The organism is Microcoleus sp. Z1_B2 (genome assembly GCF_036700325.1).
Classification (GTDB): Bacteria; Cyanobacteriota; Cyanobacteriia; order Cyanobacteriales; family Microcoleaceae; genus Microcoleus.
In genome coordinates this window covers 72,672-95,641 of record NZ_JAUBOQ010000007.1, presented here as the reverse complement: position 1 = coordinate 95,641, position 22,970 = coordinate 72,672, and the positions used below count along the sequence as shown (strand labels likewise).

Here is a 22,970-nt window from a genome sequence, read left to right as displayed (position 1 = left end):
AAAAAAATTAGATTACAGAGTTTAAGCTTCCAGATTCATCTGTTATCGAGTAAATCTAAAATCTAAAATCTAAAATCTAAAATCGACTGACTTGACCCAAACACAGGTACTTGCTTTCCTACGCTATCGAGGGTCGAGCAAAAAAAATTAGATTACAGAGTTTAAGCTTCCAGATTCATCTGTTATCGAGTAAATCTAAAATCTAAAATCTAAAATCTAAAATCGACTGACTGAGGAACCTTTGTTGTCCGGTGCTTAAAGTTACAAACTAGCAAACAGTCTGTCCCAAGTTTTGCCTCCCACAACTCCGTCTACAGGAATATCCGCTTGTCGCTGAAATCTTTTCACTGCATTTTCGGTTGTCGGGCCGAAAACGCCATCAATTACGATCGGGTGTGCGGACAAGCCCCGCGCGTTCAACAACTTTTGCAGTTTCTTCACATCTTCCCCTTTCGAGCCACATTTTAAAATCCTTTTATGGTGTCTCACTACTGGTTGATGGCAATCATCTGTGTGGCAAACTGCGGAGCTCGCTGCATAGTTGGCTCTACTTGTGCCAGTCAAAACTAATAGACCGAGAATTGCTAGTAAATAATAAAAAGTCTGTGTTCCCGCCATACTTTCCCTGTTAATTTTCTCAAGCGTTTTTTGCAAGTTTGACGATTGTTTGAGAGTGAGAAACCGGGTTTCTGGGATGGGTGCATCCAATCTCGATTCACCTGGTTTCTGGCAACAGTCAACCGACATTCTACAATATAAGTGGCTTTACTGCAAAATCTCCGATCGTGCAAGTTAAATTTTGTTGCTCTTTGGTAGCAGCAAAGGTAACAATTACTTCGCAGGCAACTGCAACTGTCAGCATTACCAAGTTTCTCGCCAGCGGGTAATCGCAAACGTCATCATTCGCGGCTGAAGGAACCCGATAGTGTTGGTTCCAAATTATTTCCGAGTAATCTGCAGCTAATCCGACGTGCACGCAGGGAAGGGAGGCACTCGCACAGTAATCCTTGACTGCTTGTCGCCCGACACTGTTATCAAAAGTATCGATGACTGTGGCGCTGACAGCAAGCAGCCGATCGACATTTGCGGGCGTCAATTCTTTTGAGTGCGCGTCAATGCTGACTCCCAAAGCGCGGTAGAGGTTGTTGGCGAGAATTTTGGCTTTGAATGCGCCGATGTCCGATCGATAATAGGGTTGAGTGGAAAGGTTGCGCTCTTCGATGCGATCGCGATCGATGACTTTTAACTGGCAAAAGCCCGATCGCGCCAGACTTTCTGTAATATTCGCACCCAAAGCGCCCGCCCCGCACACCGTTACCGGGAAATTTTTGATCTGCGACATCACGGCGGCACTTCTGTAAAGTTGTTCGTGAAAAAATATACTCATGGTAATCAAGAATTATCGATTTTCGACGACTCCAACCAATGAATGCAAGTCGAAGTCTTTGTCCAATCCGCTGAGACAAATCCCCGCACTCATAACTGTCAAGTCATTTTTGGCGATCGCAGAAGTGTGATGTTCTCCGGTTCCGCTAGTCCATTCAACCAGCCAATAATTTTCGCGATCGCAAAAATCCCGCAATTCACCGCCGCCCATTTTCAACGCCCGCTGCAAGCGCTGTTCATCCCGCACTTTTGGATCGAAATCTTTAATATTTCGGGACACCAATTCGTAAACAGTTCGCATTTCCGGCGTCATCCCTTTAAAGCGAACTTCTTGAGGCAAAATCAACTTTTTTAAAGCTGCTTTTAACTTCTCAGATGGCAGCAGATCGGCGCGCCTGTCAATCTCTTCAAACCACAAACAATGACCGTCCCAGCGCGCAACAATCGGCTCAAACTGCGAACCTTCAGTTACTAAATGGACTGGTACTGGTTTCGCTACACCCGTGCGCTGTTTAGCATCAGATTCGTTAACAGGATAAGCCAGCCAGGTTTGCCCTTGCAGCACGTAAGCCAAGTGCAAGCGAACGGGGAGGAGGAGTTGCAAATACTCGGCCACTTGCGGCAAACTCGGCTCCTCAATTACCGCAGCTATTTTCTCATTTAATGGCGCAAAAATAGCCCATCCTTCAAAGTTTTGTGGCTGCGGTACAAAAGTATAAACCATTGAGCTAACTCTTATCCGCACGCTTCCCCCACGCACGCAAGGAGCCAGGAATTGAGTATCGAGTAGGTGCGCTTCTTGGGCAGCGAGTTGGCTGAGGATTTTGCGGATATCTGCCACTGAATTGACCTCCTTCATCTTACAGGACTTACGCATAGGGAATCAGAAACCGGGTTTTTTACAAAAATATTTCGTTCCCGCCCGCCGATTCGCTAAAAAACCCGGTTTCTAGGCATCGGAATGGGTAAGTCCTGTCTTAACTTTTTTACCTAACACACTTTTAAATTAAATAAATATAAAGATTCATCAATACTGTTGACGCGAATCAATACCCTAATATAATATTGAGCGAACCTCCCAATTTAACCTTGTAGATATATCGCGTAAATATGCTGCAAAAGCTTTTTTCTAAGTGGGTTGTAGTCACAGCTTTGACACTTCCTCTTTTTGGCTCAGTCCAGGTAGCTAAAGCTCAGGACAGCTATGGAGCTACTGCTTATTCTCCGACTTCTGACGCCACTGGTATTAGTTGGGATCATGCTACGGAGAAAGAAGCACTAAACGCAGCAGTAGCCGCTTGCAATGAACAAAGCGGAGGTGCTAACGACTGCGAACCGCTGACATCTAATAGTAATAATTGTGGAGCGATCGCCGTAGGCAAAGGAGGAGCAGGTGCGGGCTGGGGCGACGATAAAGCCGCAGCAGAAGCTCAAGCTCTCGCCGGTTGCAGCGAACTAGAGGGCGGCAGTTGTAAAGTGCAGCTTTCAGCTTGCAACAACTAATTAAACTGATAAAAATCGGTGGAAGAGGTGTATATGTTGGCTGCTAAAACAGCTTAAAAAATAGTAAATGTATGGTGTGCATTGCACACCATACCAAATACAACTCAGCTAAAATTAGGGTACGCAATGCACACCCTACGCAGTTAATCTCCTACTTCGGAAGTAACTGCATCTGGTGGCAGCAAACTTTCTAATCTATCTTTAGACCAATATTCAGTAGGGTAAGCGAGTGCAATAATATCAGAGAGTCGAATCAGCCACGTAACTTGTCCGTAAGCATCGATATTTTCCGCCTGTTCGTTAGGGGGAACTATCACCAAAAGTTCCGCAAACTCCCCGAACAAATTAATCGGGATGCCGCCGAAACTGCTATTATTTGTTTTAATCCAAACTTTACTGCCTCGATCGAGAGCTTCTTGCAGTCGCTGGGAGAGCAAACTGGATTTTTTGACCTGGGATTTTTTGGCTTTCGACTTTTTTCCCATAGTTTTAAGAAGTTAAAGTAGTTGTATTGTGGGTTGCACTGTGGATGGCACAGTCCGTTAGACAGTGGGTTGAGATTTAGTGCGATCCTCTTAGTTGGCGTAGCCCCCGTAGGGGCGGGCTTGGCTAACGCGGTTCGGTATTGAAACGGACTGAAGGAAAAAGGGATCTCGCCCCGTCGCTACCCCATTAGTCTAGTCTATAAGAAAGTGCTGTACTGCGATCGTAATAACAATTTAATGGCAAAATCGCCAAATGACACCAGTTCCCAAAAAATGCGACTCTAGCCAAGCTTCAAACCCTTAATTCATCAGTGATTCCCAATCTAAAATCTAAAATCTAAAATCTAACATGGTATGACCTGCGGTGGCACTGTTACAAAGTCAGTCAACGATGCCCGTGTTTCTACTGTGCCCAAATGCAGTATAATCGGCGGAATCTTCCCCAATCGTTTAAGTAAAACAATGGACTGGCGAAAGCTCATTCATCCAAACCCGAAAGCTTCAACAAGTCAACCAGCAGCACCAGAAACTCGATTGTCTGTAGAATTTTTGCTAGGGCTCTTTGCTGCGGGATGGACTCAACAGCAGGTGTTAGAAAAATATCCCGCACTGACTTCGGAAAAGTTACGCGCTGCTTTGGCTGCTGCGGATTCCCACTTAGTCTCAGCCATCGCTAATCCAGAGTTACTAGAAATTATCGATCGAATTAGAGAATAATTTAAAATAGGGAAAACGCTTTCGGTTGAGGATGAAAAAAATCGAAATTTTAACCGCCTCACAGCCTTCTGGAATTCCCAATACTTTTTGCAATTGAGCAAGAAACCCCTAACCCACCCTCACCAATATCAATAGACCAGCACGCGGTAGTAACTTTAACAATGCCCTGTACGTTTGTAACAATCAAGGCTTGATTTGTGATACGGGGTTTGAACCCGCTTGGTTATGGCCTCTCAACCGTACCGTCCAACTTAACCCTGTTGGGGGTTGTGCTCGCTTCTATTGCATTGGCTACCAACTTGCTCAATCGATAAGTTCAGTATTCCAGTTTGCTTGCTGTATTTTAGTATCTAACTCCCTATACTGTCTAGACATTCGATCGATTTGCGTTTGCAGTTCACCAACGTCGATCGTACTAAAAAATTTGACTTCCGATCGAGTATAGCGGTCTTGCCTCAAAGCGCTTGCGTCAACTAAAGAATTGTAAATGCCGCGCTTAAGCGCGAGAGCATCTCTGTTAGCTAAAGCATCCGATAAAGTCAATCCATATTCCAGAGTTGTCAGCGAATTAGTCTTGTTAATTTTCTTAATTAAGTCTTCCAGTTCTTGCACCCCTGCATCTAATTCGCTAATTAGTGCTTGGGGATTTTCTGGAGGTTCTTCTCCTTCCTGTACTTTAGCACTTCTTATCAATCTGGCTCGCAGTTGTTCCATTCTTTTTTGACAGTCAGCTCTTAAAATTAAAGCTTCAGCTAGTTTCATAGTGTCTTGTCCTTCAGATCCGTGCCAATTTTAACTATATAAGTAGATTGCGATTTACCGTTGGGTGGGGGCGGGTTTACGAGATTGTCGATTATCGGCAATTATTGTCTGTGAACCCGCCCCTACAATACCGGGAATTAGATTGTAACGGAGCGCTCCAACTTGATATTACAGCCGCTTGAGACTAAGAAATAAGGTCGCAGCGTGCACCCTACATTTTACTTGTCATTCCTTACCGGCAGCGACGTATCCAGAATTTCCATCAACAATTCCAGCCGCGAAGGACGGCTCAACATCGGCACTAAATTCGGTAAGGAGTAATAATCACCCGCAAACGTAAAGGTTTCCACCGATACTTGTTTGTCCTTCAATTGCTTCTGGACATATTCGCACCAAGAACCAACTCGCACAATCACAACATCAGGAATTACCCCCAAACTGCGACAGTAATTCTGATAAGCATCTGCAAAATAAGGTGCAGCGTTTTCGCCTTCATCTGTTACCATAATGAATTGCTCGACAACCTGCTTTTTAATTCGCATTGCTTCCACCGCGCAACCGCAACTTGTGCCGCCGCCACTGCGAATGTGCTTGAAAGCGCGTTCCCAGTCTGTCAATTCGCTGCCATTTGCTTGCACTGGATACGGCATCGTGTCAAAGGCATAAACGAACAGTTCAGCCTCGGAAATGCCGGAAATCAAAGCAGCGAGACGCTTCCCAACTTCGATCGCACTTTCCATCGAACCCGACTTGTCAATCAACAAACCGGTTGCTTTCGCAATCTTGCCGCGCTTCTTCACCTGTTCGTTTGTCACTGCTTCCAGCTTCGCCGCCGTTGCTGCGTCGAAGTTCGCGCCCGCGCCCGCAACACTCGCTTTGTAAGCAGAAACCCGATCGCACTTTGCCGCTTCATCCAGCTTGGAATCAATCAACTGCTTGACTTCCGGGTGATCCATCGCCCCGCGCGACTGAATCGATTTCAAATTGTTGATGACTTCCTGTGGCGACATCGAGTTAATCAGCGCGGCCAAAACCGTTGGCGTTAGCTGTCTGATCGCACCAACTGCGATCGTATACGGAATCTTGTACTCAACAATCAAATTCGCCTGTTCCGCAGGTGTCGCCGCCTTTGCTAACTGCTTCAAAACGAATGCCAGAGAGTCTTCCGGCGGATTGTCTTTAAACAGAATAGCATTAGCGCGATCGCTCGGCTTGACGTGCAGCGTTGCGTACAAATGCTTCATCGCCTTGCGGTTGCGGATGGCGGCGCGATCGAAAAACTGTGCATTCTTTTCCCGCGATTTCAGATAGCGAGTGACAGCAGTGCGCGCACTGCGGGGCACCTTATTCTGATGCTGTTTCATAAAGTCCACAATCCGCGAAACCTCGTAGGGAGGGAACTCTTGCAGCATCATAAAACCGGCATCTCGGTGTTCCGTCAGCGCCGAAGTTAGCAAATTTCCGGCAAAAACTTCCTTGTGATCGCGCACGTCGCCGTGGCGTTGATACCACACTGCTAAATGACCGTAAAAAATCGGATCTAATTCGATAATTAACTTGTGAATTTCTGCTACTTTTTCTAATTGGCGGTGAGGAGTTGTGAGGAGACTGTTGAGCATTTCCAAACGCAAATCGCGCTCTAATACATTCATATTCATTGCTGTCACCTAATATTTTGCACCTATCGCCTTAGTCCGCCAGGGATTGAAATCCCTGGCTCAAAGCTTAAGTCCTCTTAAGAGGACTGAAATGCGTGTTTAAAAATGTATTTTCGGTGATTAAAAACCAAGAAAAACAAATATCTTTAGTCCTCATAGCGAGGACTTTAGCTATTAGACAGGGATTTCAATCCCTGGCGGACTATTTCGGAGTCGAGTGACTTCAAATCTGGTTCAACCCAATTAATCCGAGCTTCCCAGGACATCAGGCGATCGCGCGTCTAGTAGCGAAATGGTAAAGTGCGATCGGCATATTTTGCAATCAAACCGTTAGCCAGATGTACGATCGAGTAATTGTGACTTTCATCGGCGAGATATCGGCCAACATTTTCTCATGGCTAATACCAATTTATTTTTGAGGACGGAAGTCTTCAATACAAACAGGATTACTTAATTATTATCCTGAATTAACCACAAGAGCTGATAGCGCCTCAAAAGTCACTTCGCGCAAGTTAAGAAAGCCATTTGCACATACGCAGGAGTTGAACCCGCGACCTTTTCTTTAAAGAGAAATGCTCTACCAATGAGCTAGTATGTAAGCTTCCTTTGTTGGGGCGCGAAGTGGAAATTTTAAGCGCCGGATAGATATAAAAAATTCAGCTATAAAAGGCAGCGCACAAGTCAGAGAAGCTTTAGCCTCGCGGCAAGTAGGAATTGAACCTACAATTCGATTTTAAGTCGAACGTATCCAGTTTGTAAGCTTCTTTTGTTAGGGTGCGCTGCCTAATACGTGCTTTAAGTGAATTTCTAGCCGTAAACGGCTTCTGGGCGAACAATTAAATCGCCACTGGGACGGCGATCGAGCACGTAAGAATCGAAGCGAGATCCCTTGACATCAAAATGATTGGCCAGACGTTCCTTAATAGCTTTGTCGCTCATTCCTGCCGCGATACCCAGTTGGTTTTCCGCCAGATCGTAGGAACGTCCTTCAAAACGAATGTGAACCATTACCGATACCTCCTAGAGCAATTTTTGATTTTGGATTAGTAGCTTATCTGCTCTCGACTTTGGCTTTTTGTGAGACGCGGGCAAATTGCCAGTATCGGTAAAGATTCACGAAATCTGATAATCTTTACTGAAAGAAGCGCCGTTCTAAATGATAAGCTTGTTTAATTTTGCGGATTTCCTCAGCCTTTTTGGTTGATTGAAATCTGGCTGAAATTTTCTGTTCTGAATCCGCATTAAATTCGTTGAAATTAGACTGATTTCGTACAACATCTGACTCGGATCGAGTCAATTTGTAACCGAACATTTTCGTATAAAGTAACAACATGACCATCGAGTCTATATTGCAAGACTTTCAAATTGATGTTCGTTGAAAATTTGAGCAATATTTAGTTGTCAAGGTTCAGAATTTGCACGAAAAATACAGGTTTTTGCTTGTCCTGCGCTTTCCATATTTATATGCTACATAAATACTACACAAGTGTCAAGGGGGTAGCAAAAGTTTTTTAGATAAAACTTACACGAGTGGCGAGAAACCGGGTTTTTTTACCAAAATATTTCGTTGCCACCCGCAGATTCGGTAAAAAACCCGGTTTCTTGGGTCAAAGGGCGATCGCAATCTGTAACATCGATCAAACATCCTTAACATAGGAAATGCTGTTGCGAATATTGTGGAAGCCAGCAGACTCGTAAAGTCGCATCGCACCTGATGAATTTGCAGCATCGACGCCGATAATAGCAGTAGCGACACCGGCAGCTTTCAGTCGATGCAAACCAGCCAGCAACATTGCTCGTCCCAATCCAATTTTGCGGAAGCCACGCCTAGTGCCGAGACAAGCAATCCAGCCTTCATTGCGCCCGGTACGATCGCACTCTTGCACACTAATCTCGCAGTAACAAAAACTGACAAATGTGCCGTCATCAGCAACAGCAATCAAGTCTAAATCATTTCTGTAATCGGGTTTAGCTAACTCGTGCTTAAATTTATCCACCGTTAAATCGTGATGATTCCAGTGATCGATAAATGACTGGTTGAACATTTCTACCCAAGCTGCCGCATCCTGTTCGCCGGGGAACTGAATGAGGGCAAAACCTTCGGGGAATTGCGGTTCTGGGATCGGTTCAGAGAGCGATCGCGCCATTCGGCAAAAATAGCGATCGGCCTTAAAACCGCAACTTGTCAGCACAGAAATGCGATCGCAATCCTCAGCGCGAGCATAGGTTCGCAGCTTCACGCGCCCGCCCCGCATTGCAGACACTTCGCGCATCCGCACTTCACCCCAGGCGATCTCGGCTGCTTCCACATCGCCTCCGCGCGCGTCGGGGTGAACGCGAAACCACAACCAACCGTCAATTACTTCCCCCGGTTCAGAAACGGACAACTGAGCAAAACCGATTAATTTTCCTTCCGCATCTTCCCAAAGGCGGATATCGCGGGCTACATCTAGGGACGGTTGGTTAAATTCTTGTTGTAATTCCGAGATGGAAGTGCCTTCATCGAGCCGATCGACTTCTTCGCAAGTATTGATTAAATGGGCGATCGCATCTAAATCGCGATCGCCCCCATAGCAGCGCGCCGAGAGATTTGCCATCATAGCTAATCACCATTCCCTGTTGTTATTCAGTTTCAAAATAGCTTGGGCGATCGCACTTTTATCGATCGGATGAGTCGATCGACATTAAAAATCCGACAACGCAAACACTCACAGTAATCCAACCGCTACCGCCATTGGCTGCTATCGTGAGCGCAAAATGAGTGGAAAACGACAAACTAGAGACAGTTTAAAGCCTCTAAGCCTTGTGAGTCGTATGTTATTTGGGATGGGAGTAGAAGGACTTGAACCTTCGACCTTGAGATTAAGAGTCACCTGCTCTAACCAACTGAGCTATACTCCCGCATCTAAGCTAGTATAACACAACCGTTTTGAAAAATCAACTATTTCTGTAAAAATTTGTGGCGATCGGTCTGACCTGACATCTTGCAGCAATATCAATAAGAGGATTTTTCGTGGGGTCGGGCGGGTTTATAGAACCTATTTGCAAGCTTTAAGGCTGTTGGCGAACCCGCCCCTACCGCTAATTGAGAATGGTGCAAGATATCAGTCTGACTCAACATTGAAACCGAGAAAATACCGCATACAATTTTTGTGTAATTCCTAGAAAATCATTTTGTAGTAAGGACTTCAGTCCTTTTTTGCCCGCAGTAATTGCAACAAATAAAGTCCTTAAGCTGTGGAGCATTTAAACCAGTAACGAGGCTAGTAGGGTGCGTCAGCTAGAACTTTTACGCTGAAACGGAAAACCTTAGATGCTGACGCACCTTACGCAAGTCCTTTAAATGCCGAACAGCTTATCGCTAATGCTTCACTCGATAATGAAGCAACATGAAACCGTTGCTGTAGATTTTGCGATCGGCAACTTCCAAATTGGTCGGCTCGATTGCACCGGAAAAAAGAGGAATTCCCGCTCCAATTACTACCGGATTTAACTTCACAATCATCTCGTCAATCTCAGAAAAAAGAGTTGCCGCTAAAGCCCCACCACCGCAGAGCCAGATGTCTTTACCCGTTTCCCTTTTCAATTCCTTAACCAATTCAACAGGATTGTCCGAAACAAGTTCAATATTCTCATCGGGACTGGCTTCCATAGTGCGCGAAAAGACATACTGCTTCAAGCTGGGATAAGGATTAGTTACACCAACATTTAGCCCTACCTCATAGGTTTTCCGTCCCATCAAAACCGCATCAAACTGCTTGTTTTCTGCACGAATGCCTCGTGCTTCCTGAAAGTGAGCCGGAAAAGTTTCAGGAAAGGAATCTAACAAATCAGCAAAATGCTCTCCGTCCATAGGGAAACAATCAAATGACCCATCTTCGCGAGCAATAAACCCATCAACTGTGCAAGCAACGTAATAGTTTAGTTTTCTCATCTTTCACGTTCATTTGGTACAACAATTTTACATCGTAAAAACCAGGACTTTTTTCATCAAAATCATCCGCAACGAAAGTAAAAATTCCTTTTTCACAGCCAAATTTACGGGACTTGAAGACCGCAGTCTTTTCATGCGACGTTTCTTTCAGTTTTTGGATTTCGTTTAAAAATTGAATATCCTTCAATAACAAAGACCACTGAATTAATTCTAATTTTATAACTTGAACTTTCATGGCTTTTATGTTGAATCAGTAGTAAATTTAGACTTATTATAAACCAATCCATCCACCGAGGAGGTACTGCCCCTCCTATCCCCGCGTTATCAGCACGGTGTCTCGCTTTTCGACTTCCGGTGGTTAAAAGGAAGATGAAGGAATCGAACCCTTACAGTTACCTGTACCCCAGTTTTCAAGACTGGTTGCCAACCATTTAGCGGCATCTTCCAAGGGGTGTCTGACGGGGATTGAACCCGCTAATAACTAGCTTCACGGGCTAGCGTCTCGACCGCTTCGACTTCAGACACCGTAAGTGGAGTCAAGGAGAATCGAACTCCTGACCTCTTGCGTGCAAAGCAAGCGCTCTACCAATTGAGCTATGACCCCTTATACTATTTTAGATTTTAGATTTTAGATTTTAGATTGGGGATGAGTTAGTGGATATGGGTTTGGAGATTCTCGACAGTTTAATTAGTTTTTTAAAGTGGTATTAAGTCGCCCATAACAAAATATTAGACGAATATTCAAGCTTCCAGATTGATTTGTGAAATCAATCTCAAATCCAAAATCCAAAATCTAAAATCTAAAATCGGTGTGGTGGATTGCGATCGGATTTGAACCGATATCTTTCTAACAGCCAGTTAGATGCTTTACCAATTAAGCTACGAACCCCAGACAGCAGGAGCGGTAGGACTTGAACCCACAACATTCGAGGTAGAAGCTCGACACTCTATCCAGTTGAGTTACACTCCCGTATTTTTTGTTAATTTGTGCGATTCCCTACGGGAATCGATCGTAATATAAAAAATTATCCATTCAAGGGAATCAACCTCCTTAAATTAAAGCAAAAACAACGAGAGTGGCAGGACTCGAACCCACAACATCCGCGTCCGTTAGCGAAGCGTGCGCGGTAGCGCATAGCGCGGCGCTCTATCCATTGAGCTACACTCCCATAAATTAGTAGTCCTGACAGGAGATTACCCCGCGTCTGCTTGTAAGGCAAACGCTCTACCATCGAAGCTCAGGACTACAAAAGCGGATGATGGGACTCGAACCCATGCGCTGAGAATGGCATACTCAGATGCTAGCCGCTACATGACATCCGCAAACCGATTTTAGATGTGAGATTTTGGATTTAACTGAGATGTTGCACCCTTGTCAATAAGCCTTTTATGAACAGGCTTTTCGGCCTGTTCCACAAAGAGTAGATTTTCTTGTGGAACAGGCCGAAAAGCCTGTTAAGCGAGAATGGTGCAAGATGTGAGATTTAACAAACCTCTCGTTTAACCAAGCGGATAACGAGGCTCGAACTCGTGCCTAGAGTTTGGAAGACTCGAATGCTACCGTTACACCATATCCGCAATTGTGGGGCTGGTGATAGGAATTGAACCTACAACCGACTGATTACAAATCAGTTGCTCTGCCTAATTGAGCTACACCAGCACAGCAGATGGCGAGATTTGAACTCGCAAAAAGGCTGTATGAAACCCTCATGTTGTTAATTACATCACACCTGCATTTTTGGTGGCGGGGGCAAGAATTGAACTTGCTGATTTGCAGCTTATGAGACTGCCAAGCCTACCCAGGCTACTTCACCCGCGATGTCACCAAATACCCCTGACTGGCATCGAACCAGCACTAACTAGATCCTAAATCTAGCGCCTCTACCGATTGGGCTACAGGGGCAAAATTGATTTTCGATTTGAGATTTTCGATTTGAGATTGAATAAAACCTCATACCCCTGACAGGCCTCGAACCTGCAAAAAACACTCGTTTTGAGCGAGTGATGTTTTCCAATTACATCACAGGGGTAAAGTCGGGATGGTTGGATTTGAACCAACGACTCCATGCTCCCAAAGCATGGCTTCTGGCCGCTGAATTACATCCCGTTCATGCTCCGGGTGAGACTCGAACTCACACTCAAAATAAAACAGATTTTAAGTCTGCCGCGTCTGCCAATTCCGCCACAGGAGCAAGTAGAAACTTAGTTGAAAATTTGGTACTCAGGAGTGAGATTTGAACTCACACAACACAATTTTTGAAATTGTGGCCTCTGCCAATTGGGCTACAGGAGTGTAATTGATCTGCTTTGGTAATAGCAGAACTGGGAAGGCAGGGGTCGAACCTGCATTTTGCCGCTTTCAAAGAGCGGTGCCATACCGATTAGGCGACTTCCCAATAATTGGGTACCGGGGTAGGCTTTGAACCTACAGAAACTCCTATTTCAGAGATAGGCGACTTTACCAATTTGTCTACCCGGCAATTAAAAAAATGGCTGCCCCAGTAGGACTCGAACCTACAACCTAGCGGTTAACAACCGCTTGCTCTACCATTGAGCTATAAGGCAACGCAATCCCCCAAGTCAGTATCGAACTGACGACCTCCTGCTCTTCAGACAAGCGCTCTACCAACTGAGCTATCGGGGGAAAACGGAGAAGGAGGGATTTGAACCCTCGACGGCTGTTAAACCGCTCTTTCTTAGCAGGAAAGCGCCTTAAGCCACTCGGCCACCTCTCCACACCGAGAACGGAGGGATTTGAACCCTCAATCTTCAGTTTTATTAACTGAGATGTTATCCGGCTACACCACGTTCTCAAGATTGCAACTGCGGATTAAATGCAGTTACAAATGGGCCGGGCTGGAATTGAACCAGCAACGCTTTAAGCTACTGTTTTACAGACAGCTACCCACGCCAATAGGAGGGCCGACCCAAGATAGAAATTTTGGTAGGTCGTCGAGGAATTGAACCTCGATCCATCCGCTTAAAAGGCGGCTGCAAAACCATTCTGCCAACGACCCACGAGAAGTGCTGACGGGAGTTGAACCCGCAATCACTTGGGTGAAAACCAAGCGGCTTAAACCATTTGCCTACAGCACTATCGATTTTAGATTTTAGATTTTAGATTTTGGATTGCTCTTTGAGATTTGAGATTGCTCCTGCGAATAAATAGGAACAGAGGTTAGGGCGGGATTTGAACCCGCGAAAATCGGTTTTGCAGACCAACGCTTTGAGCCACTCAGCCACCTAACCTGGGAGTCCCGACGAGGTTTGCACTCGCAATCTTCACGCCAGAGGGGGAGACGGCTTGACTTTTGCCTACGGGACTTTGACCCCCGCCGAAAAACGGATATTTGCTTTCCGACAGGAGGTGTGGATTTTAGACCAAAGTTCCAATTCCGAGATTCTTCTCCTGTGGAGTAAATCTAAAATCTAAAATCTAAAATCTAAAATCGACTGACGGGAGTAACGAGACTTGAACTCGCAACCTTTCGCTCGACAGGCGACTGCTCTGACCGGTTGAGCTATACCCCCGCGAAAATGAACAATATTGTGTCCTTGAATTACTCAAGTTGGGACGGGGTGGCGGTTGATTCCGCGTACTACAACCCGATCGGGCTATTGTTGCCGGAGTCTACACCGCCAATGTCCACAATTATGTGACACGATTAACTTCCTATTCTGTTTTCAAGGTTCATATTGCTCGTGGGGTAAGGCTTTGAAGCTCTTTCCCCTTCGCCATACATTTATACTACGTTGCGTATTACAAGACTGTCAAGGGGGTAATACAACTTTTTTTGAAATTGGGTTTTTTAAAGGGGTGTCGATCGCTCCAACCAACCCTATGAATCCCCCAAAATCCTTATAAATCAAGAGATTTGGTGGCTAAACAGATGTTGTGGCGTAAGGTAAATCTGATGCGGAAACTGTACTACACTCCAATTTCTCTGAATTCTCGCCGTCGCGCGAGGTGGCACTTCTGGAAAATGCGATAATCAGCTTTTAGATATCAAATACTACAAATCAAACGTTGTCTGAATTGCCCTTAACTCCCGTGCCCGCAAGCCCAGAACCCGATCGCCCAAACCTCCCTCACTGGCTACACTCGTTGGATACCTGTCCAAGTACCAACAGTTGGGCGATCGCCCGCGCGGCCGGGCTCCACCACGGAGATGCAGTATTTACTAGGCGACAAACCAGCGGGCGCGGCCAACACGGGCGCACCTGGCACGCCCCAAGCGGTGTCTTGACTGTTAGTTTTGTACTCGACAACCTCAACCCCACTCTGTTGCCGGGACTCAGTTTAGCAGCGGGTTTAGCGGTGATTTACGCGATCGAAGATTTGGTTCCCGACTGTCGAGATATGCTGCGCCTGAAATGGCCAAACGATGTCTGGATCGATCGCCACAAATTAGCCGGAATTCTCTGCGAAGCCTCTTCGGGCAATGCTTTGGGTAAAACTCGCGCCGTTGTGGGAATTGGACTCAACCGCTGCGTAGATTTCGCGGCTGCGGGATTGGATGAAAGGGATCTCGGTAATGCGGTAAGCTTGCATTCTATTGCTAGTACAGTACCGGATGAACTGTGTTTGCTCGATCGACTGCGGCACTATTTACTCGAACTAGCCGATATGTTTTCTACCACAGACAAGCCAGCCTCCAAGTCCGGTTTAGCGCTACTTTTGCCGGAATTGCGCCGCCGCGATGCGTTGATTGGCTGCCCGGTGGCGATCGAACTTGCTTCGGAAACCATCTGCGGAGAAGCAGCGGGCATTGACGGATGCGGCCGCTTGTTAGTGTGTTTGGCGGGCGATCGAATACAAGCCTTTACCTCCGGGCGAGTTCGATTAATTCAAGAGGAAGAAGTCATTAGTCAGTAGTCAGTAGTCAGTAGTCAGTAGTCATTAGTCATATCCTGTCGATTACCCGCAATCAGGTAGGGGCGGGTTCACCAACAATACCTGCCAATAATTGACCATCTCAAAAACCCGCCCCGACCGGGATATTATGGTTAATCGATCGGACATGATATTAGTCAGTAGTCATTAGTCATTAGGGAAAATGCCCAATTAACAATTCCCAATTACCAATTACCAATTCCCAATTCCCCATTCCCAATTTTAATTGATCACCTCAAATACTACCAATCTGCTCAGCCACAGCGGTTGATTGGCCTCCACACCTTCGGGACGACCCTTAGTAGAAGCAACTTGTATTCTGTTGCCATTTATCCCTTGTCTAACCAAAATATTTTTCACATTTGTCGCCCTTTCCAGTGCCAACTTTTGATTTTCTACCGGAGTGCTTTTAAAATCGCTGTAGCCAACTATCCTTAAATTCTTCGTGCGATTTTTATCCATATATTCCTTGACTTTGCTAAGCTTTTGTGCTACGTCTTTCGCCTGCAAACTTGCCGAACCTGCACCGAAATACACGCGAACTGGCATTATTATCTTTGGTGGCGGTGGAGTTCCTATTATCACTGTATTTGTTACAGACTTCACCCCCGGAATTTTCTCAAAAGCTTGAGTTATTTTCTGAGCATCTGGCACTTTGCTTACCCTGCCTGCAATGGCGACTTTTCCCTCTGCATAGCGAGCGGAGATATTAATGCTTTCTACTTTATTCAAAAGAGCTGCTGTCCGCTTGACATCGGCTTCGACTAAAACCGGATCTGGAGGTACTTCAACGGCTATAATTTTATTTTCAATTCTTGATTGGGGAGCCGCTTGCTGAGCGATTTTTTCCGCTTTCGATCGCAGATTTTGATTCGGCACTCGTCCCGAAATCTCCAATACTCTATCTTTAACATCAGCCACGAGGCGATAAACGGATAAATCGGGAGCAGATTGTAATGCTAAATTTGTATCTGCTTCTAAGCTCGCTGCAACTGAGCTGCGGTATTGATGAATTCCCCAAGGTAGGCCAATTAAACCTAACGCTGCCAAACCGATCGTGGGTAAAATTGGACGTTTACGAGATTTAACTTTTACCTCTGTATCGATTAATTTTTGCAATTTCGAGTTTATTTCGGGTGGCACAGTGGCTGGATCGCCGTTAAATGACTGAATTTGAACTCCGTATTCTTGAACAATATTGTTGAATATCGATCGCATTTTATACTTAAACCACTGGCGGGTTTCTCCTTGCATCACTACTGCCAGATAACACGAACCCGCAACTTCCAATACTATGGTAGATGTGCCGTATTCTATAGCATCAATCTCTGCAATATTTCCTGACTGAGATATACAATCGTTGACAAAAGCCCGAATAGCAGTCAGCATCCCCGCTACCATATCTGATTCTAGCTGTTCGCGTTCAGACTTCTGCACTGCTGAAATTACTAAGCCCGATCCTGCTTGAATTAAAAAGACAGCTTTCACACTCAGTGGTGTTGTTTCTTTCATCAGCAATTCTGCTTCAGAAATGCCCTGTATTTTGGCTTTGATTTTGCGACTAATTCCCTCTGGACTTAAAGCTGATTCTAGTTTTTCATTAATCTCCCCCATCATCTCGGCGATGTATTTTAAAATCGTGCTGCCGATGATGGGATAAAGTGCATCCGACATTGCTTCTCGCTTGAGATGAATTTGCTGTTTGATAGCAGCGGCCATTTCCGGCGCGATCGCCATTGCAATTTCATCCGGCGATTCACTCATTCTGTGGCTGATTCCCACAGTCAGAGCCGGCGATATGGCTACTCCCATCGATTGTCTATTTTCTCTGGATTTGGTATTAATTATTTCATCAATTATCGGACTTATGGTTTCGACAAATGATTGTCTCGACTCATTAATGGTTTGGAGCATCATTTCGGGAAACATGATTTTAATTCGGGCGAGTAATTCTTCCCGATCGCCTCCCCATTCCGCATCAGTAATTTTGCGATCGAGTTCCCCTACTTTATCGTTGAGTCTGTAATTATAACTTACAACTTCATCTAACAATGGTAAAATAGATTCGATGACCGACTTTTGTAGTTGGGCGTGATGGCTAACCATCAGCTCGTCAATCAAAGGTTTCAGTAAATCTGTAAACAAGTCTGTGGATTCATAAATTCGGTGTTCGATCGCCACAATCTGTTGTTCGATCTTCCCCAGTCTTTGATCGATCCTTTTATTCTGAATGATGGCATCTACAGCCGGGGCGATCGCAGATTCTATCTCTAGCTTTGCTTCCCCGATGTTTCGGGACAGCATTTCTACAATCACTGGCATTATTCTTGCCATCAACCCTTCTATCTCGGCTAAAACTTGCTGCTGAACTTCGACAATCTTAGTTTCATTATTTAATATTTGTGCTGCAATACCGCTGTTTTGAATAGCCGTGTTGACACCAGGTGCGATCGCCTCTCTCACCTCTAACTTTGTCTCCTCAATTTTCCGGTTCAGCGACTCAATCATTAACGGCATTAGCCTTGCCATTATATCTTCCGGCTGAGTTTTTTGCTGTCGTTGAAGATTATTTAGTCTACTTTCTACGTCGCTCAATTTGCCTTGAACTTCTCTTTGAAGAATTGCTGATTCTATCAAAGGTTGGATCGTCGCTGCTACTTGTAATTTTGATTCATCGATTTTCTGATTCAGCAAATCAGTTATTGCCGGCATTAGCATCGCCATTATCTCTTCAGGCTTCTGAGTTGGCGACTGTTGCGTAGCCAGTCGGCGTTCGATGATGCTCAATACTTTTTCTTCTATTTCTACCCAAGCTATTCTTACCTGTACTGAGGGGGCAACAGCTTCTACAACCTCTAATTTTAATTCACTAATTTTGCGGTTCAGTAAATCGCTAACTACTGGTACTAGCTGCTTGATTAAATCTTCCGGTTGCTGCTGGTAACGCTGCTGAATATTTGCAACTCTATCTTCAATTCTTACTACCTGTTCTTCAAGTCCGTTTTGATTGTGAATTACTTGATTGACTCTCGGTGCGATCGCCGAAGCTACCTCTAACTTAGACTCCTCTACCTTACGGTTTAGCAGATCTCCCACTACTGGCATCAGCCGTTGGATTAAGTGTTCTGTATTCGGCAGGGGTTGCTGGTTAAAGTTAGCAATTTGATTTTCCCAATCTGCTAATTTAGCCTCCAACTCGATGCGATTAATTTTATTATTGTTTGCGAGGTCGATCGCCTTTTTTAATTCAGACTTCAACTCCTCTAATTCTTCTCTCACCAACTCAGGAATTAACGGTTTCAGTAAAATCATCAACTCTTCTGGTTGAGACATCAGCTTCTCAAAATTTTCTAACCTTTGTTCCACGCTCAAAACATTACTGTAAAATTCCGGCAAATCCCTTTCAAACAGTAGTTGTTGCAACTGCTTAAACTGCTCAACTGCTTGTTCTAATTCTTCCTCCGACTGCCGATTATTTTTGGCTACCTTCCCGGCCATAGATAAATCGGGTTCCTCATTATTGTTTTCTCGTCTTTGAGATGGAATCTCTTCCTCGTTAGTTAATACTTCCGGTACAATACTCGGTGATTCGATCCGAAAAGATAATTGTTTGCGCCGATTTTCCTCATCCTCTAATCGCTGAACAGACTTTTCCGAAAGCGGTAATTTCAGTTCGCTTGGCTCTTTTTTGGATTTCTTCAATAACTGAAATTCAGTCAATATGGTTAGCAATTCCTGAAGTTGCTCTCCAGCCTTAGAACTTGCCAGAGTTGCATCAGAAACCTCTTTTTCTGACTGATATATTTTGCCTGAATTATCATTAAATGCTGCCATACTGCGCTACCAAAAGGTGATTTTAATCGACCGAATAAAATTGCCAGCTTGCTTGCCGCCTCACCCCAGCGAAAATCAATAGGAATGACACAATTTTTCCGAGTGTCTGGCGTACTAAAGCTATCGCCCTATTTTAACTGCTGTTCTGCGACTAGCCAACTGGGCCGCCAACTGCAATGCTGCCTTCATGCTGGAGGCATCCGCAATCCCTTGACCTACAATATCAAAAGCTGTGCCGTGATCGGGAGATGTGCGGACAAAAGGCAAGCCAATTGTAGTGTTGACTGCTTTATCGAAAGCCATCAATTTTACTGGAATCAACCCCTGGTCGTGGTACATTGCCAAGTAACCGTCGTGAGCTTCTGTGGCTAAACCGTACCAAACTTTAGCCGGTTTTACCCACAGGGTATCGGGGGGGACTGGCCCGTCTAACTGCACTTGAGGAAAGCGATCGCGCTGCGTTTCCAACCAAGGTATCATCCAGTCTTGCTCTTCATTTCCCAGTTTGCCATTTTCGCCGCTGTGAGGATTTAAGCCAGAAATCGCAATTTTCGGTCTTTCCAGCCCAAAATCTTCCCGCAAACAGTCTATCAGTAATTCTAGTTTTTCACTCAGTAATTCTGGACTCAAAGCATCGGGGACTTGACGGAGGGAAATATGTGTGGTAGCGAGTAAAGTTACCAGCGTCCAGCCACTGTGGGGAGATGTGGCGGCAAACAGCATTCCGAACCGCTGCGATTTTGCCCTTTCTGCGAGGAGTTCTGTTTGTCCGGGATAATTGTAACCGGCAGCCTGCCAGCAAGTTTTGGAAATCGGGCCTGTGACGATCGCGGAGAATTCGCCGGCGATGGTACGGGCGATCGCACTTTCCATGTAAGCAAAGCTAGCCGCCCCGCTAGCTGCATTCCCGACACCGGGGACTATTTCGCCCCACTTGTTGTCTGGTTCAATATCAATAATATTTAATGTTTCGGGATTTGCCGCTTCTGCTGCGGGATTGGTCGATCGCAACTTATCGTAAGTTTGCTGCAAAACTCTCCTAGAACCTATAACCGTCACCTTCAAAGCAGCAGCGGGATCTGCCAATGCCTTGAGAATCACTTCCGGGCCAATTCCCGCCGGATCTCCCAGAGTTACAGCTAGTTTGGATTCCCGATCGAGACTCAAGGCAGTTTTCTCCAACAAAATACAGGAATTTCGGCACTGAAATTTTAGCATTCATGTACCGGGTTGACCCAAATTATATTATCTTTATCAGAAGATTGGGTTTAAAACCCCGTCTTTTTAGGACGGCTTTTTCCATTTTCAAGTAAAATAACACATTTATCTAAACAAATGAATATGGTACAATAAGCAGATCAGACAAGATTTAAAAACCTACCCCCGGACTGGGGGAAAGTCTACGCCCAAAACATTCACAGAGGAGATATGACTACACACCTATGTGCTTTTCGTGGTCAGCCTGGGAACCCTATTACTAGGGATATTAAGATCGAAATGTCTTAAGAATCCTCGTGCCTTCAGGGCGAGGAGTGTCAATTAATGCGATCGCCCAATTGAACAGATAAAATCATGAATCCTGAAATTTTCAATGCAGCCTTTTTGTCCTTTTCCCTAATTTTCGTGGGTATAGGTGGAGGCTTCCTCCTGCTCAAATTGCAAGGCGGCGAAGAATAAGTTTTTTTCAACCAATCCTTCAAAAGCCTTCTACCTTCTGCCTTCTAGAGTCTACTTGCTGCCGAAAGCAAGCCTTCTGGCGAATATCTCAAGCCTAAAATGAGAAAATTTCAGGTTTTTGTTAAGTTTTTATAAAAAACTTAACAAAAACCTGATACCATCTTATTGAAAGTTTAAGATTCATAATTAATCCCTAGATGACTTTATTGATTTTAGGTGCCACCGGCACTCTCGGCCGCCAAATAGCCCGCCGCGCCCTAGACGAGGGCTACCAGGTGCGCTGTTTAGTCAGAAGTTACAGAAAAGCTGCATTTTTGAAAGAATGGGGCGCTGAACTCGTACCGGGGAACCTTTGCCAGCCAGACAGTCTGCCTCCGGCCCTAGAAGGCGTCACTGCTATTATCGATGCAGCAACAGCCAGTGCAGCCGATTCTGTCAGCATCAAAAGAGTAGACTGGGACGGAAAAGTATCGCTGATCCAAGCAGCAGCAGCAGCAGGCATCAAGCGTTACATATTCTTTTCCTTTCTCGACGCTGAGAAATATCCCCAAGTCCCCTTGTTGGAAATCAAGCGCTGTACCGAATTGTTCTTAGCAGAATCCGGTTTAGACTACACAATCTTGAGACCTTGCGGCTTTTTGCAAGGACTGCTGAGCCTGTATGCAATGCCGATTTTGGACAATCAGGCAGTCTGGCTGCCCAACAAGCCATCCGCCCTTGCCTACATGAACACTCAGGACGTTGCTAAATTTGCCGTCCGGGCCCTTTCCGTTCCCGAAACCGAGAAAAAAAGCTTTCCGGTGGTGGGAAATCGCGCTTGGGATGCTGACGAAATCGTGCGGTTGTGCGAACGGCTGTCAGGGAAGGAAGCCAAAATTACGCGCACCCCGGATGTCTTGTTGCAGGCTACTCGTAAATTAGCTACCTTCTTTCAGTGGAGTTGGAACGTAGCTGACAGATTGGCTTTTTCAGAAGTTTTGGCAGCCGGAAAACCCTTGAAAGCTCCGATGGATGATGTTTACAGTGTCTTCGGAATCGACCCTAAAGAAACTACTACTTTGGAGTCTTATCTCGAAGAATACTTTAATCTGATCATGAAGAAGCTCAAGGAAATAGAGTACGAGCAGCTTAAGACTAAAAAACGGAGTAAACAAAAAATGCCCTTTACATTTTAAAGTGCCGAAAGCTGGGATTATATACAACGACGTTAAACCTGTGGCTTGTCGCATCGCCGCAGAGTTAGAAGACAAGCTGACTGCCCGCGGCTGGGAGGTTTGCTCGGTTTCTGGTTCGGGAGGAATTCTGGGCTATTCTAGCCCCGATCGCCCCCTGTGCCACACTCAGATCGAACAACTCGTCCCCCCCGGTTTTGACAGCGACATGGAGTTTGCAGTGGTGTTGGGCGGCGACGGTACGGTGCTGTCGGCATTTCGCCAAGTCGCTCCCATCGGAGTGCCGCTGCTGACTGTCAATACCGGTCACATGGGCTTTTTGACAGAAACTTACCTGAACTTGCTGCCGCAAGCTTTGGAAAAGGTAATCGCTGGAGAATACGAAATAGAAGAAAGATCGATGCTGGCGGTGCGGTTGTTTCGAGAAAACGACTGCCTCTGGGAAGCCCTTTGTCTCAATGAAATGGTGCTGCACCGGGAACCGCTGACTTGTATGTGTCATTTTGAAGTGGCGATCGGGCAACACGCCTCTATTGACATTGCCGCAGATGGAGTCATCATCGCGACTCCCACAGGATCGACGGCTTACGCGCTGTCTGCCGGCGGGCCTGTGATCATTCCCGGAGTGCCGGTGTTGCAGTTGCTGCCTATTTGCCCGCATTCAATGGCTTCGCGGGCTTTGGTGTTTTCCAACACCGAGCCGATCAAGATTTTGCCGGCGAGTCCGACCCGCCTGGTAATGGTGGTAGATGGTAACGGCGGATGTTATGTTCTGCCCGAAGATTGGGTGCAAGTCGAGCGAGCTCCGTACCCAGCCCGCTTTATTCGGGTGCAATCTTTTGAGTTTTTCCACATTTTGCGGGAAAAATTGGGCTGGGGCTTGCCTCACATTGCTAAACCGAGTTCGGTTGAGTTGCCTTGATATTTGTTGTTGACACTCCCCGACTA

At 45.6% G+C, this 22,970-nt stretch carries 19 protein-coding genes and 26 tRNA genes; 6 read left to right on the top strand and 39 right to left on the bottom strand.

The features are described from left to right. Window positions 1-261: 261 nt before the first annotated feature. From QT984_RS05950 to QT984_RS05940, 3 genes are read right to left on the bottom strand one after another with little or no spacing between them, the layout of a single operon-like run. Complete coding sequence (locus QT984_RS05950; RefSeq protein ID WP_333312856.1) at window positions 262-708, bottom strand: peptidoglycan-binding domain-containing protein; 447 nt, start codon at window positions 706-708, stop codon at window positions 262-264. 40 nt (window positions 709-748) lie between these two features. Beyond that, complete coding sequence (locus QT984_RS05945; protein ID WP_333053571.1) at window positions 749-1,387, bottom strand: ThiF family adenylyltransferase; 639 nt, start codon at window positions 1,385-1,387, stop codon at window positions 749-751. A 12-nt stretch (window positions 1,388-1,399) separates the two neighbouring features. Continuing rightward, entirely contained in the window at window positions 1,400-2,227 is an 828-nt protein-coding gene (locus QT984_RS05940) for a hypothetical protein (RefSeq protein ID WP_333373508.1), read from the bottom strand. 269 nt (window positions 2,228-2,496) lie between these two features. On the opposite strand from QT984_RS05940, the gene QT984_RS05935 reads away from it, so the two are divergent. Beyond that, window positions 2,497-2,889 (top strand): DUF4189 domain-containing protein, encoded by a 393-nt coding sequence (locus tag QT984_RS05935; RefSeq protein ID WP_333053569.1) that lies wholly within the window; start codon window positions 2,497-2,499, stop codon window positions 2,887-2,889. Between the two features lie 143 nt (window positions 2,890-3,032). On the opposite strand, the gene QT984_RS05930 is transcribed toward QT984_RS05935, so the two are convergent. Next, a complete protein-coding gene (locus QT984_RS05930; RefSeq protein ID WP_333149124.1) occupies window positions 3,033-3,374 on the bottom strand; it encodes a hypothetical protein in 342 nt (113 codons plus the stop codon). A 462-nt stretch (window positions 3,375-3,836) separates the two neighbouring features. Here QT984_RS05930 and QT984_RS05925 point away from each other — a divergent pair, with 462 nt between their 5' ends. Beyond that, window positions 3,837-4,091, top strand: a complete 255-nt coding sequence (locus QT984_RS05925) for a DUF433 domain-containing protein (protein ID WP_333232552.1) — start codon at window positions 3,837-3,839, stop codon at window positions 4,089-4,091. A 303-nt stretch (window positions 4,092-4,394) separates the two neighbouring features. Here QT984_RS05925 and QT984_RS05920 read toward each other — a convergent pair whose 3' ends face one another. The 33 genes from QT984_RS05920 to QT984_RS05760 form a co-directional block, all read right to left on the bottom strand. Further along, on the bottom strand, window positions 4,395-4,853 hold the full coding sequence (locus QT984_RS05920; protein ID WP_333232555.1) for a DIP1984 family protein: 459 nt from the start codon (window positions 4,851-4,853) through the stop codon (window positions 4,395-4,397). A 218-nt stretch (window positions 4,854-5,071) separates the two neighbouring features. Next, a complete protein-coding gene (locus QT984_RS05915; RefSeq protein ID WP_333373505.1) occupies window positions 5,072-6,511 on the bottom strand; it encodes a hypothetical protein in 1,440 nt (479 codons plus the stop codon). Window positions 6,512-7,038: 527 nt separating this feature from the next. Beyond that, window positions 7,039-7,109, bottom strand: a tRNA-OTHER gene (locus tag QT984_RS05910). Between the two features lie 209 nt (window positions 7,110-7,318). Then, window positions 7,319-7,519, bottom strand: coding sequence for a hypothetical protein (locus tag QT984_RS05905; protein WP_333053565.1), 201 nt, complete (start codon window positions 7,517-7,519; stop codon window positions 7,319-7,321). Window positions 7,520-7,643: 124 nt separating this feature from the next. Next, entirely contained in the window at window positions 7,644-7,823 is a 180-nt protein-coding gene (locus QT984_RS05900; RefSeq protein WP_333208932.1) for a radical SAM protein, read from the bottom strand. Between the two features lie 325 nt (window positions 7,824-8,148). Beyond that, complete coding sequence (locus QT984_RS05895; protein ID WP_333053564.1) at window positions 8,149-9,111, bottom strand: GNAT family N-acetyltransferase; 963 nt, start codon at window positions 9,109-9,111, stop codon at window positions 8,149-8,151. 227 nt (window positions 9,112-9,338) lie between these two features. Next, a tRNA-Lys gene (locus QT984_RS05890) sits at window positions 9,339-9,412 on the bottom strand. A gap of 460 nt (window positions 9,413-9,872) precedes the next feature. Then, window positions 9,873-10,445 carry a dihydrofolate reductase family protein gene (locus tag QT984_RS05885; protein WP_333053563.1) on the bottom strand — a complete coding sequence of 191 codons (573 nt, stop codon included), beginning with the start codon at window positions 10,443-10,445 and terminating at the stop codon, window positions 9,873-9,875. Continuing rightward, complete coding sequence (locus QT984_RS05880; protein WP_333053562.1) at window positions 10,408-10,680, bottom strand: hypothetical protein; 273 nt, start codon at window positions 10,678-10,680, stop codon at window positions 10,408-10,410. The genes QT984_RS05885 and QT984_RS05880 overlap by 38 nt, the downstream gene beginning before the upstream one ends. A 128-nt stretch (window positions 10,681-10,808) precedes the next feature. After that, window positions 10,809-10,891: transfer RNA gene (locus QT984_RS05875), tRNA-Ser, on the bottom strand. Window positions 10,892-10,895: 4 nt separating this feature from the next. Beyond that, a tRNA-His gene (locus tag QT984_RS05870) sits at window positions 10,896-10,970 on the bottom strand. A 6-nt stretch (window positions 10,971-10,976) separates the two neighbouring features. Beyond that, a tRNA-Ala gene (locus tag QT984_RS05865) sits at window positions 10,977-11,049 on the bottom strand. A 208-nt stretch (window positions 11,050-11,257) separates the two neighbouring features. Further along, window positions 11,258-11,334, bottom strand: a tRNA-Ala gene (locus QT984_RS05860). A 7-nt stretch (window positions 11,335-11,341) separates the two neighbouring features. Next, window positions 11,342-11,415: transfer RNA gene (locus QT984_RS05855), tRNA-Arg, on the bottom strand. 101 nt (window positions 11,416-11,516) lie between these two features. Next, a tRNA-OTHER gene (locus QT984_RS05850) sits at window positions 11,517-11,614 on the bottom strand. A gap of 82 nt (window positions 11,615-11,696) precedes the next feature. Further along, window positions 11,697-11,768, bottom strand: a tRNA-Gly gene (locus QT984_RS05845). A gap of 184 nt (window positions 11,769-11,952) precedes the next feature. Continuing rightward, a tRNA-Gly gene (locus QT984_RS05840) sits at window positions 11,953-12,023 on the bottom strand. Between the two features lie 5 nt (window positions 12,024-12,028). Further along, window positions 12,029-12,105 (bottom strand) — tRNA-Thr (locus QT984_RS05835). 169 nt (window positions 12,106-12,274) lie between these two features. Continuing rightward, window positions 12,275-12,348 (bottom strand) — tRNA-Leu (locus QT984_RS05830). A gap of 131 nt (window positions 12,349-12,479) precedes the next feature. Continuing rightward, window positions 12,480-12,552 (bottom strand) — tRNA-Pro (locus QT984_RS05825). A gap of 4 nt (window positions 12,553-12,556) precedes the next feature. Further along, window positions 12,557-12,637: transfer RNA gene (locus QT984_RS05820), tRNA-Leu, on the bottom strand. Between the two features lie 23 nt (window positions 12,638-12,660). Further along, window positions 12,661-12,732, bottom strand: a tRNA-Leu gene (locus QT984_RS05815). A 35-nt stretch (window positions 12,733-12,767) separates the two neighbouring features. After that, window positions 12,768-12,841, bottom strand: a tRNA-Gln gene (locus tag QT984_RS05810). Between the two features lie 5 nt (window positions 12,842-12,846). Further along, window positions 12,847-12,925 (bottom strand) — tRNA-Gln (locus QT984_RS05805). Window positions 12,926-12,935: 10 nt separating this feature from the next. Then, window positions 12,936-13,010 (bottom strand) — tRNA-Asn (locus QT984_RS05800). A gap of 6 nt (window positions 13,011-13,016) precedes the next feature. Continuing rightward, window positions 13,017-13,089, bottom strand: a tRNA-Phe gene (locus tag QT984_RS05795). A 4-nt stretch (window positions 13,090-13,093) separates the two neighbouring features. Continuing rightward, window positions 13,094-13,180, bottom strand: a tRNA-Ser gene (locus tag QT984_RS05790). Between the two features lie 4 nt (window positions 13,181-13,184). Further along, window positions 13,185-13,258 (bottom strand) — tRNA-Tyr (locus tag QT984_RS05785). A gap of 34 nt (window positions 13,259-13,292) precedes the next feature. Next, window positions 13,293-13,374: transfer RNA gene (locus QT984_RS05780), tRNA-Tyr, on the bottom strand. Between the two features lie 13 nt (window positions 13,375-13,387). Next, window positions 13,388-13,462: transfer RNA gene (locus QT984_RS05775), tRNA-Lys, on the bottom strand. A 5-nt stretch (window positions 13,463-13,467) separates the two neighbouring features. Next, a tRNA-Glu gene (locus QT984_RS05770) sits at window positions 13,468-13,541 on the bottom strand. Between the two features lie 79 nt (window positions 13,542-13,620). After that, a tRNA-Cys gene (locus QT984_RS05765) sits at window positions 13,621-13,694 on the bottom strand. Between the two features lie 208 nt (window positions 13,695-13,902). Further along, a tRNA-Asp gene (locus QT984_RS05760) sits at window positions 13,903-13,976 on the bottom strand. A 496-nt stretch (window positions 13,977-14,472) separates the two neighbouring features. Between QT984_RS05760 and QT984_RS05755 the strand changes: the two genes are divergently transcribed. Further along, window positions 14,473-15,321 (top strand): biotin--[acetyl-CoA-carboxylase] ligase, encoded by an 849-nt coding sequence (locus QT984_RS05755; RefSeq protein ID WP_333053561.1) that lies wholly within the window; start codon window positions 14,473-14,475, stop codon window positions 15,319-15,321. A gap of 240 nt (window positions 15,322-15,561) precedes the next feature. Here the strand turns inward: QT984_RS05755 and QT984_RS05750 are convergent, their stop codons facing one another. Together QT984_RS05750 and pdxA are read right to left on the bottom strand one after the other, a co-directional pair. Beyond that, entirely contained in the window at window positions 15,562-19,173 is a 3,612-nt protein-coding gene (locus QT984_RS05750; protein WP_333373502.1) for an OmpA family protein, read from the bottom strand. Window positions 19,174-19,293: 120 nt separating this feature from the next. Next, on the bottom strand, window positions 19,294-20,391 hold the full coding sequence (gene pdxA / locus QT984_RS05745) for a 4-hydroxythreonine-4-phosphate dehydrogenase PdxA (protein ID WP_333338402.1): 1,098 nt from the start codon (window positions 20,389-20,391) through the stop codon (window positions 19,294-19,296). Window positions 20,392-20,745: 354 nt separating this feature from the next. On the opposite strand from pdxA, the gene petM reads away from it, so the two are divergent. From petM to QT984_RS05730, 3 genes are all read left to right on the top strand, one after another. Beyond that, window positions 20,746-20,850, top strand: coding sequence for a cytochrome b6-f complex subunit PetM (gene petM, locus QT984_RS05740; RefSeq protein ID WP_172189541.1), 105 nt, complete (start codon window positions 20,746-20,748; stop codon window positions 20,848-20,850). A 197-nt stretch (window positions 20,851-21,047) separates the two neighbouring features. Beyond that, window positions 21,048-22,025, top strand: a complete 978-nt coding sequence (locus QT984_RS05735; protein ID WP_333053557.1) for an NmrA family NAD(P)-binding protein — start codon at window positions 21,048-21,050, stop codon at window positions 22,023-22,025. 1 nt (window position 22,026) lies between these two features. Next, window positions 22,027-22,944, top strand: a complete 918-nt coding sequence (locus QT984_RS05730; protein ID WP_333053556.1) for an NAD(+) kinase — start codon at window positions 22,027-22,029, stop codon at window positions 22,942-22,944. Window positions 22,945-22,970: the final 26 nt, after the last annotated feature.

What these genes read in the sequence shown, in the direction of transcription:
- QT984_RS05920 (WP_333232555.1), bottom strand. Translation starts at nt 4,853, where the DNA reads ATGAAACTAGCTGAAGCTTTAATTTTAAGAGCTGACTGTCAAAAAAGA.
- QT984_RS05925 (WP_333232552.1), top strand. Translation starts at nt 3,837, where the DNA reads ATGGACTGGCGAAAGCTCATTCATCCAAACCCGAAAGCTTCAACAAGT.
- QT984_RS05880 (WP_333053562.1), bottom strand. Translation starts at nt 10,680, where the DNA reads ATGAAAGTTCAAGTTATAAAATTAGAATTAATTCAGTGGTCTTTGTTA.
- QT984_RS05915 (WP_333373505.1), bottom strand. Translation starts at nt 6,511, where the DNA reads ATGAATATGAATGTATTAGAGCGCGATTTGCGTTTGGAAATGCTCAAC.
- QT984_RS05895 (WP_333053564.1), bottom strand. Translation starts at nt 9,111, where the DNA reads ATGATGGCAAATCTCTCGGCGCGCTGCTATGGGGGCGATCGCGATTTA.
- QT984_RS05735 (WP_333053557.1), top strand. Translation starts at nt 21,048, where the DNA reads ATGACTTTATTGATTTTAGGTGCCACCGGCACTCTCGGCCGCCAAATA.
- petM (WP_172189541.1), top strand. Translation starts at nt 20,746, where the DNA reads ATGAATCCTGAAATTTTCAATGCAGCCTTTTTGTCCTTTTCCCTAATT.
- QT984_RS05900 (WP_333208932.1), bottom strand. Translation starts at nt 7,823, where the DNA reads ATGTTCGGTTACAAATTGACTCGATCCGAGTCAGATGTTGTACGAAAT.
- QT984_RS05945 (WP_333053571.1), bottom strand. Translation starts at nt 1,387, where the DNA reads ATGAGTATATTTTTTCACGAACAACTTTACAGAAGTGCCGCCGTGATG.
- QT984_RS05905 (WP_333053565.1), bottom strand. Translation starts at nt 7,519, where the DNA reads ATGGTTCACATTCGTTTTGAAGGACGTTCCTACGATCTGGCGGAAAAC.
- QT984_RS05930 (WP_333149124.1), bottom strand. Translation starts at nt 3,374, where the DNA reads ATGGGAAAAAAGTCGAAAGCCAAAAAATCCCAGGTCAAAAAATCCAGT.
- QT984_RS05885 (WP_333053563.1), bottom strand. Translation starts at nt 10,445, where the DNA reads ATGAGAAAACTAAACTATTACGTTGCTTGCACAGTTGATGGGTTTATT.
- pdxA (WP_333338402.1), bottom strand. Translation starts at nt 20,391, where the DNA reads ATGCTAAAATTTCAGTGCCGAAATTCCTGTATTTTGTTGGAGAAAACT.
- QT984_RS05750 (WP_333373502.1), bottom strand. Translation starts at nt 19,173, where the DNA reads ATGGCAGCATTTAATGATAATTCAGGCAAAATATATCAGTCAGAAAAA.
- QT984_RS05935 (WP_333053569.1), top strand. Translation starts at nt 2,497, where the DNA reads ATGCTGCAAAAGCTTTTTTCTAAGTGGGTTGTAGTCACAGCTTTGACA.